This is a genomic window from Flavobacterium sp. (assembly GCF_043760115.1).
Classification (GTDB): domain Bacteria; phylum Bacteroidota; class Bacteroidia; order Flavobacteriales; family Flavobacteriaceae; genus Flavobacterium.
The window spans coordinates 1-8,929 of the sequence record NZ_JAYUPK010000042.1 but is presented as its reverse complement, the minus strand read 5'-3'; the positions used below and the strand labels follow the sequence as shown (position 1 = coordinate 8,929).

Annotated in this window: 10 protein-coding genes; 2 read left to right on the top strand and 8 right to left on the bottom strand. The window is 27.6% G+C overall.

Going from position 1 to position 8,929, the window contains the following annotated elements; translation table 11 throughout:
- Positions 1–760, top strand: a 760-nt coding sequence (locus ACH2BC_RS03630; RefSeq protein WP_395052622.1) for an FKBP-type peptidyl-prolyl cis-trans isomerase, incomplete at its 5' end; no start/stop codon positions are given.
- A gap of 38 nt (positions 761–798) precedes the next feature.
- Here the strand turns inward: ACH2BC_RS03630 and ACH2BC_RS03625 are convergent.
- From ACH2BC_RS03625 to ACH2BC_RS03595, 7 genes are all read right to left on the bottom strand, one after another.
- On the bottom strand, positions 799–1,515 hold the full coding sequence (locus tag ACH2BC_RS03625; RefSeq protein ID WP_395052621.1) for a DUF4369 domain-containing protein: 717 nt from the start codon (positions 1,513–1,515) through the stop codon (positions 799–801).
- 93 nt (positions 1,516–1,608) lie between these two features.
- Positions 1,609–3,471: a peptidase M61 gene (locus ACH2BC_RS03620; RefSeq protein WP_395052620.1), complete on the bottom strand. Its 1,863-nt coding sequence runs from the start codon at positions 3,469–3,471 to the stop codon at positions 1,609–1,611.
- A 61-nt stretch (positions 3,472–3,532) separates the two neighbouring features.
- Positions 3,533–4,918, bottom strand: a complete 1,386-nt coding sequence (locus tag ACH2BC_RS03615; protein WP_395052619.1) for an alpha/beta hydrolase family protein — start codon at positions 4,916–4,918, stop codon at positions 3,533–3,535.
- Positions 4,919–4,920: 2 nt separating this feature from the next.
- A complete protein-coding gene (locus ACH2BC_RS03610) occupies positions 4,921–5,259 on the bottom strand; it encodes a hypothetical protein (protein ID WP_395052618.1) in 339 nt (112 codons plus the stop codon).
- 96 nt (positions 5,260–5,355) lie between these two features.
- Complete coding sequence (locus ACH2BC_RS03605) at positions 5,356–5,634, bottom strand: DUF2805 domain-containing protein (RefSeq protein WP_395052617.1); 279 nt, start codon at positions 5,632–5,634, stop codon at positions 5,356–5,358.
- A gap of 102 nt (positions 5,635–5,736) precedes the next feature.
- Positions 5,737–6,339 carry an alpha-ketoglutarate-dependent dioxygenase AlkB family protein gene (locus ACH2BC_RS03600; protein WP_395052616.1) on the bottom strand — a complete coding sequence of 201 codons (603 nt, stop codon included), beginning with the start codon at positions 6,337–6,339 and terminating at the stop codon, positions 5,737–5,739.
- 377 nt (positions 6,340–6,716) lie between these two features.
- On the bottom strand, positions 6,717–7,610 hold the full coding sequence (locus ACH2BC_RS03595; protein ID WP_395052615.1) for an EamA family transporter: 894 nt from the start codon (positions 7,608–7,610) through the stop codon (positions 6,717–6,719).
- Between the two features lie 127 nt (positions 7,611–7,737).
- Here ACH2BC_RS03595 and ACH2BC_RS03590 point away from each other — a divergent pair, with 127 nt between their 5' ends.
- Positions 7,738–8,331 (top strand): murein L,D-transpeptidase catalytic domain-containing protein, encoded by a 594-nt coding sequence (locus ACH2BC_RS03590; protein WP_395052614.1) that lies wholly within the window; start codon positions 7,738–7,740, stop codon positions 8,329–8,331.
- On the opposite strand, the gene ACH2BC_RS03585 is transcribed toward ACH2BC_RS03590, so the two are convergent.
- Entirely contained in the window at positions 8,328–8,693 is a 366-nt protein-coding gene (locus ACH2BC_RS03585; protein ID WP_395052623.1) for a DUF2721 domain-containing protein, read from the bottom strand. The two genes, ACH2BC_RS03590 and ACH2BC_RS03585, sit on opposite strands and share 4 nt — an antisense overlap.
- Between the last annotated feature and the right edge of the window lie 236 nt (positions 8,694–8,929).

Genomic DNA, 8,929 nt, shown 5'->3' with positions numbered 1-8,929 from the left:
TTTTATTAAATTTAGAGAAGGAACACAAAAAAGACCTACACAAGTAGATTCGGTTCACGTAGCTTACAGAGGTGTAACTTTTAATAATACACAATTTGATGTTTCTCAAAATCCAATATGGTTTAAATTAGAAGAAGTAATTACAGGTTGGAGTCATATTATTCCCAACTTTAAAACTGGAACTTATAACGCAACACCTGGACCAAATCCTGTGACTTATGATGGATATGGTGCTGGAGTAATGTTTTTGCCTTCTGGTTTAGCATATTATAGTGGTTCTGTAGGAGCAATAGGACCTTATACTCCAATAATATTTTCATTCAAATTATACGAATTGCAATATAGAGATCAAGATGGTGACGGTATAAAATCTAAAGATGAACGACCAGACATTCCATCAGGAATAACAGCTGTTAGTACACCAATTAATTTGGTACAATTTTATAAAACCAATTGGACTAATAATCCATTTAAATATGACAGTGATGGTGATGGAATTCCAAATATGTACGACATAGATGACGATGGAGATGGCTTTTTAACAAAAACTGAATCTTTAGAGTATAATGATGTTGCCAATAGTAAAAAATATTATTATAAATATAATGCGCCAGCAGCATTTGATAATCTTGCAACACCTAATATAAATGAATCTCACGGAATTCCTGCAAGAAGTATAACACTTCCTTACACTTATGATTATACAACACAATCTAGACTTAGAAAACATCTAGATAAAAACTGGACTCCATTAAATTAAAAATAAAAAAACCTTTCAACTAGAAAGGTTTTTTTATGCTATTTATTTTCTAACGTTTTTCGTTCTTTAATTAAATCTTTCAATTGCTTTCCGTATAACGATTTTGAAACACTTGGCGTCATTGATTTATCAATTGTATCAAGATATTTTAAATTGATATCATAAATTTCAGCAACAGCTAAATACGGTGCAATTTCGTAATCTGAATGATTTACCGCAAAATTAGTTGTATAAAGATATTTTCGTTTTACAATAGCATCTTGTTTTAAATTTAAAGATTCCATTACTTTATCATTTTTAGATTTTAAAGCATCAAATTTTTTCTTAACAATTTCTAAATCTTGATCTACAAATCTTGAAACTACACCTCTATATTCGGTATATAATTCATGATTTTTGGATCCAGAAATTTTGGCATCTGATGTAAAAAAATCTAATGATGTTTCAATTTTAATTTTTCCTGGTTCAGCAAAAAAAGGCAAATTATTATCTACAGAATTGGTTACACCTCTATCAATAAATAAATACAACATTTCTGGAGAATCAATATTTAGCTCACTTATAAAGTTAGAATCGCCATTAATTTGAATTGTATCAAGAGCAACAAGTACAGTATCTTTTATCTTTTGAATGTATAAAGTTCCTTTTTTAAATCCTTTTATAGTTCCAGAAATCTCTAAATTTTTATCTGATTTTTTTTCAGAACAAGAACCAAATAGTACAATAGTTAATAGAGCAATTGTTATTTTTTGCATTACAAATTGGGTTAAATTATTTTTTGGCAAAATAATAAAAAAATCCCCAATTTAAAGCATAAATTGAGGATTTTAAAATGGATAGATTCAAGTTTATCCTTTTAGCCAAGCTTGATTAAGTTTTATTTTACTTGATTCAAATACTTGGTATGCTTCAACATCATAATAAGTAAGCACCAATTTACCACTTAAAATTTGTTCTTTATTATCTCTTTTAATTTTTATTGTAATTGGGCTGTCTTGTTTTAAATTTTGAACGGTTGTCATCATTTCAAAAATAGTACTCAAGTTATAATCTACTCCATTTAATGCCATAATAGTATCATCAGCTTTTAAACCAATAGATTTTAAAAAACTTCCTAACTCAACATCATTTTTAACTTTAATTTCCTTAGTTGAAGAATTTCCTGTAATTACTGGGTTTTTACCGTCTAAAAATGGGTTCGCAGCTTTCTTTATTTTGCCTTTACTAACGCCAACTTTTGCAAAATAATTTTCATAAGGAATTGGTGTACTTCCAGAAACATAAGTAGTTAAAAAAGTACCAATTTCTGGATAAGTTAACTCTGTGATTTTAGCAAAAAGTTCGTCATCATTAAATGGCTTTTGCGAACCATATAAGTTGGTTAATTTTTGCATTAAGTCTAGAATTCCTCTTTCTCCATTGCTTTTTTCTCTAATTTCAATATCAATACACATGGCAATTAATGCTCCTTTTTCATAAACATTTAGGTATTGATCTTTGTATGGTTTTTTCAATACATTAGCACTCATTTCTGTAAAAGGCATTGTATCATTCAAATCTTTGGCGTTTTCAACTTTTTTAAGCATTCTTTTATAAAAAGCTTGCTCGTCTATTAAACCTTGATTTACCTGAAATAAATTGGCGAAATATTCAGTTACACCTTCATACATCCATAAATGTTTAGACATTTTAGGTGTATTAAAATCAAAGTAATGAATCTCATTAGAATGAACACTTAAAGGTGTAACAATATGAAAAAATTCATGTGAAACCACATCAATTATTTGTTTTCCTAAAGAACTTGTAGACATCATTTCTGGAAAAACAACTGTTGTTGAGGTATTGTGTTCTAAAGCTCCAAAACCTTTAGCATCTTTCTTTTTCATATCAGATAAATACAATAAAACAGTGTACTTTTTATTAGAATTTATTGTTCCTAAAAATTTCTTTTGTGCACGCATCATTTTTTCTAAATCGGCGGAAAGTGATTTTGCAGTATGTTTATCATTAGGCGAATAAACACTAAAAAGTATGTCCATTCCATCTACATTAAAAGTAATAAAATCGGGTTTAGAATACATTATTGGATTGTCTACCAAGTCATTATATCTTGAAACTACAAACAAATCATTGGTTGTACTTGAATCAGAATCTAACAAAGACGTCGCACCAAACAACGTTTCTGGATGAGAAATATTCACCTTATAAGTAATGTCTTTTAAGTCTGTAAAATAACCAACAAATCCATGATTGTTCAGCATAAAGTTTTTACCATCTAGAATATTTATTCCTGCAGGCGAAAAAATATCTTCTTTACCAAAACCTCCACCTTTTTCTGTATCATAAGTATCGTTAACCAAATAGGTAATTTTACTTAAAGATTTTGCATTTTTTATTAACCAAGAATTATCACTACTTTTTGTAATTTCTAATGTATTTCCTTTGGCGTCAAATGCTTTTATATCTTCTACCAGTTGACCATAATCGTCTTCAGAATAAGTTCCTGGAATTATTTTTGGTAAATTATAAATTGCCTCTTCTGTAGTAAATTTTGGAGTAATAATTGTTACTTCAACTTTATCGTCTTTTACAGTATTTAAGTTGATTGATACATTAAATTCTTTAGTATTTGCAGTATTTCCTACGTTTGCTGTAGGTTTACAACTAAACAATAACGTTGCAATAGATAAGCCAAAAATAATTTTTTTCATAATAATTTATATTTCAGATAATAGGTTGTGTAAAAATTGAATTTGTTACAAATAAATCAAACTATTTTATCTGAACTTTTAAAAAAGTTAGTATTTCTTTCAATGCAATTGGTGAAAAAGTTTGTTCGTTTGTTTCATATTCACTTACAGATCCAGTCGTGGTTTCTTGAAATAAATGATTCAAATTCGGAATTTCAGTAATAGAAATTTGTTTGTTTTTACCTTTAATTAATGAGTTTTTTATAATTTCTAAATTCTCTCTAGACGGAACTTGTAAATCTTTAGAACCATTAATTGCTAGCACTGAACATTTTACTTTTTTCAAAGCCACACTTGGATCTAGTTTTATAAATGCTTTTGTCCAAATATTGGTGTATTGATTTAAAGCAAATTCAATATATTGGTCTTGTGTCATTCCTTCTGGTAAATTGTCTAGCGGATTTTGTTTTAAAAGTGTGGTAATTTCATTTTTAAGTTTTTTATCATCAGAAGATTGGATAATTAAATTAAAAATTTCAGTATTCAAATCTTTATTTTTTTTAATTTCTTCATCGGTTCCACCATTCGATTTTGCGATTAATTCTTGCTGTAATAATAATAATTTATCACCACGCAAACCAGTTCCAGCAAGGAGAACTATAAAATTTATATTTTTATTTCTACTAGCAACCAGTGGCGCAATTACACCACCTTCACTGTGACCAATTAATCCAATTTTACTTATATTAATTTCTTTTCTGGTTAGTAAATAAGTAACTGCAGCTTCTGTATCGTATGAAAAATCTAATGTTGTAGCAGTTGCATAATTTCCTTTAGATGAGGCAATTCCTCTATCGTCATAACGTAAAACTGCAAATCCATTTTTAGTTAAAAAATCTGAAAGTACTAAAAATGGTTTATGTCCCAATATTTCTTCATCTCTATTTTGACCGCCACTTCCAGAAATTAAAACCACCACAGGAAATTTTCCTTCTTTACTTGGTAAAGTTAGTGTTCCTGCAAGTGTAATTCCATCTTTTTTATTTTCAAATGTTACGTCTTCGCTATAATAAGAATATGGTTTTACTGGTTCTTGAGGTCTTTTTAAAACTACTTCTTCAGATGCTGTTTTAGAAAAATCTAACTTAATTTTTTGACCATTTTGAGTAAAGTAACCAATAATTTTAGCTTCATTATTTAGAATTCCTTCGTATTGAATTTTACCTGCAGGAATTGCAAATTTTAAATTTCCATTTTCAAATGTAGTTGTTGGCACAGGAATATTAATTGCTTTTTGACTTGGACTATCCATTGTAGTACTGAAACCTTTATCAGTTTTAGTAATATTTAGTTCAATTGGTAATTTATTTCCTGGAATGTTTAAAGTGCCATACCATTTTCCTGTAATTTCTTGACCATATGTTGCTATTGAAAATAAAACAATTAGTAATAGAGTATTTTTTTTCATGGTTATAGTTTTAAAATAGAAATTGATTCTTCTGGATTTTTAACTTCAATATATAATTTATTGTAAATATTATTTCTCAATTCTACAATTATGGTATTTTTATTTTTCATTACATCCCAAAAGTTTCTTTTGCCTTTCCATGAAAAAGTTCCTGCTGCAATAATTCCTGGAATTTCAGTTCCTATTCTAAAACCTTTCCATTTTTTTAGTTCAGATGTATCTTGATACACATTTACTACATCTTTTTTAGAGATAATAATTTGAGATTTTAAAGACCATATCTGATGCCAAGGCGAAATTTTAAAAATAAATTTATCGTCGGATTGTATTATTGTTACCATTTCATTAAATGTTTTAGAGATGGTAATTATACGATTGAAAAAAGTATTTGTTACAATTTAATCAAAAAAAAACTCTTGCAGAACAAGAGTTAAATTTTAATCAAATTTATTTTTTATATAATATTTTCCTTCTAGATCTTCGTCAAATTCGTCTACTTTAGTGGCTTTTGGCTTTGGTTTACTCGCCATTGCTTTCTTTTTCCAAACGTCAAATTTGTCTGCCGTTAGTTTTCGTTTCATAATCTCAAGAACTTCTTGTTCACTAAGATTAAAGTCTTTTTTAATAATCTCAAACGGATTTCTTTCTTCAAGAGCCAACGTAATTATGCGTTCTCTTTCTTCGTAACTCAACTCGGTATTCTTACTCTTTCTCATTTATTTAAACAATAATCGTCTATTAATGTTGTGATTAATAATTTAATTCAATATTAATAAAAAATACAATTACTTTTTAAAATCTTACTACTTTTTTTTAAATTATTTAATAATTCTAAATGTAAGATTAATTCTAGGTCCAATTTCTTTGGCAGTTTTTGCAATTTGATGCTTCCAAAAATGTTGTGTTTCACCTTTCATTAGCAATAAACTTCCGTGTTCTAACTCAATTTTTAATCTCTGATTTTTATCTGTATTGTGTTTTAAATGAAACGATCTTGTAACACCAAAACTAACAGATGCAATTACAGGATTTCGTCCTAATTCTTTTTCATTATCTGCGTGCCAACCATTAGAATCCTTTCCGTTTCTGTATAAATTTAGTAAAACTGTTGTAAATTTTTCATCACTTACAGCTTCAATTTTTTCTTTAATGTAAGTTAAAAGTACATTCCAAGAATGTGGTTGCATTATAATATTAGAATAGGAATATTGCTTTCCTTCATTACCATAAAGTGCAGTTAATCTGGGTTGTGGATGCGTTTTTCCAAAAACTGTAATGTCATCTTGTTGCCAAGGAATTTCAGATTTTAATTTTTCAAATAATTCGTTAGATTTTTCTAAATTGAAAAAATTAGGATAATACTCTATCGATGCATTAGGTAAATTGAAGGATATTTTTTCTGATGGAAATAATGAATTCATAGAATCAAAAATAAAAAAAAACGATGACAATTAAGTCATCGTTCTCAATTTATTAACCAAAATAAATTTAAACACCTTTTTTGCAAAAAATGTTTCCGATAAAAATCAATTTTTAAACTGACTTTACTATTTTAAAAGCTTTTAATTTATAAGTGTTTAAACCGAAAATTAACAAACTTATTATTTTATAATTATTCAATAATTAATTTGACTTAGCAAATCTAATAGTTTTAACTGATAAATATAATCATAAACTATAGATTTAATTGATAATATTATATTGTTCTATAAATTATCTTATTAATTGCTCAAAAGTAAATAATTATTTTAAAGAATATTACATTTGTAGAAAAAGAACTACACGCAATTTCATAACATTATTTTTTCCTAAAATTTATATTCATAATTACAATTGCAATTAGTATTAAAACTATTCCAATCCATTGCCATAAAACCACTGTTTCATTAAGAATTATAAATGCCATCAATACAGAAACTGGTAATTCTAATGCAGAAACTATACTTCCAAGACCAATTCCTGTAATTGGAAAACCTGCATTCATTAATAAAGGTGGAATTATTGTGCCAAATAATGCCAGAAAAATTCCCCATTTCATGAAAATTTCGAAATTATAAGGTGTTGTTTGAGTAAATAATCCGAAGCAAAAAACTATAATTGCACCACCAAGAAGCATATACAAACTTCGTTGTGCCGATGATATTCTTGTTGCAACTCTATTCGCAGTAAACATTGTTGTAGTAAATGATGCTGCGGCTAAAATTCCCCAAAAAACTCCAGTAAAATCAATTGTATTTTGATTATTTATAAGATTTGTAGCTAAAATTGTTCCGATTAAAACAATTACTACAGAAATAATTTTTTGTGTTGATGGCGCTTTTTTATCTAAAATCCATTCTAGTAAAACGCCCATCCATACAGTTTGCATCAATAAAACTATGGCAATAGAAACATCAATATATTTTACACATAAATAATAAAAAACGCTTGTCATACCAAGAGAAGTTCCTGCAAGCATTAATTGAAAAATATTTTTAGACGTTGCTTTTTCTACAATTTCTTTAGTTGTAGATTTTTGAAAAGCATTTACAATAAGAATTCCAATAATTCCCAGTATAAATTGAGATGAAGTAACTTCTGCAGTTGTAAATCCTTCATCGTAAGCAAGTTTTACAAATGTGGCTAGCATTCCGTAACTTGTAGCACCAAGTCCAACTAAAAAAACTCCTTTTAATATGTTATTTTTTGTCATTTTTTATTTTTAAAAAGCCGACAAATGTAGTTTATTGTTTGTTGTTATAGGTTTTTTTGTTTGTAGTTTTTATTTTAGATTTAAAATAAAATTATAGTTTTAAAGTTATATTGTATATCTAATTTATATGAAGCAAATTATTTTACTTTTTTTCTTGAGTTTTGTCTGTTGTAATAATTCTAAAATTGATGCAATTGATAAAAATTATTCTTCTCAAAATACTGAAGCGTTGATTTATTGTAAAGAAAATAGTTTTAATGAAGAGTATTATTTTTTATTAGATTTGAGTATTCATCCGGGAAAAAACAGATTTTTCATCTATGATTTTAAGCAAAAGAAAATCTCAGATAAAAATTTGGTAACTCATGGAAGTTGCGATGTAATTGAAGAAAATCCTGATAAGTGGGAAAAAGCAAAATTTAGTAATACCAAAGACAGTCATTGCTCTATGAAAGGTAAATTTAAAATAGGAAAACGTGATTACAGTTCTTGGGGAATAAATGTTAAATACTGGCTTCACGGTTTGGAAAAAACCAATAAAAATGCGGTTGATAGAGTAGTGGTTTTACATTCGTGGAATGCAGTTTCTAATGAAGAAATTGCGCCAAAAGTCTCACCTTTAAGTTGGGGTTGTCCTGCGGTTTCTAATGATTTTATGAAAATTCTTGACGCAAAACTTAAACTTACTAAGAAACCTGTTTTACTGTGGATAATTGATTAATGTTTAGATTTCTTCTCTTTTTTTTCATCAACCAAATCGCTCAAATGAACACGTAATGCAGTTACAGAAATGCTAATTTCCCAAAAAGAAATTCCAAGCGAAACTAGTAGCGAAAGCATGCTTAAACCAAATATATAAATGCCAACTTGTTGTTGTTCTAAAAACAATAGTAGCATTGCGAATACCGATAAAAACAAACTTAAAACTCCAAAAAGTTGCATATATCGAATAAGTGACAACCGTAAATTGAGATTTTTTATCTGAAATAAAATATTGTTGTTATGATCTTCATCATAATTTTTCTTTAAACTTCTAATGATTTGTGCAATGGTTAAAAATCTATTGGTATAAGCCAAAAGTATTAATGATGTTGCCTAAAATAATAAAGCTGGAGTTGCTATTTCTAGTGTCATTTTGGTTAATTTTAAGAAAACTGTAACATTCTTACAATTCGTACGTCCAACTACAAAAATATTCAATTTATGAAGAAGTTTACTTTGTTTTTAGTTTTAATTTCATTTGCATTTGCACAAGCACAAGATAAATTAAAAGATTCAGTAAAATTGGATGAAGTTATTATTAAAACTCAAAAAAAAGC

Bases quoted from the DNA above. Each gene is read 5' to 3' on its own strand.
- ACH2BC_RS03615 (WP_395052619.1), bottom strand. From the start codon at position 4,918: ATGAAAAAAAATACTCTATTACTAATTGTTTTATTTTCAATAGCAACA.
- ACH2BC_RS03600 (WP_395052616.1), bottom strand. From the start codon at position 6,339: ATGAATTCATTATTTCCATCAGAAAAAATATCCTTCAATTTACCTAAT.
- ACH2BC_RS03595 (WP_395052615.1), bottom strand. From the start codon at position 7,610: ATGACAAAAAATAACATATTAAAAGGAGTTTTTTTAGTTGGACTTGGT.
- ACH2BC_RS03605 (WP_395052617.1), bottom strand. From the start codon at position 5,634: ATGAGAAAGAGTAAGAATACCGAGTTGAGTTACGAAGAAAGAGAACGC.
- ACH2BC_RS03590 (WP_395052614.1), top strand. From the start codon at position 7,738: ATGAAGCAAATTATTTTACTTTTTTTCTTGAGTTTTGTCTGTTGTAAT.
- ACH2BC_RS03625 (WP_395052621.1), bottom strand. From the start codon at position 1,515: ATGCAAAAAATAACAATTGCTCTATTAACTATTGTACTATTTGGTTCT.
- ACH2BC_RS03620 (WP_395052620.1), bottom strand. From the start codon at position 3,471: ATGAAAAAAATTATTTTTGGCTTATCTATTGCAACGTTATTGTTTAGT.
- ACH2BC_RS03610 (WP_395052618.1), bottom strand. From the start codon at position 5,259: ATGGTAACAATAATACAATCCGACGATAAATTTATTTTTAAAATTTCG.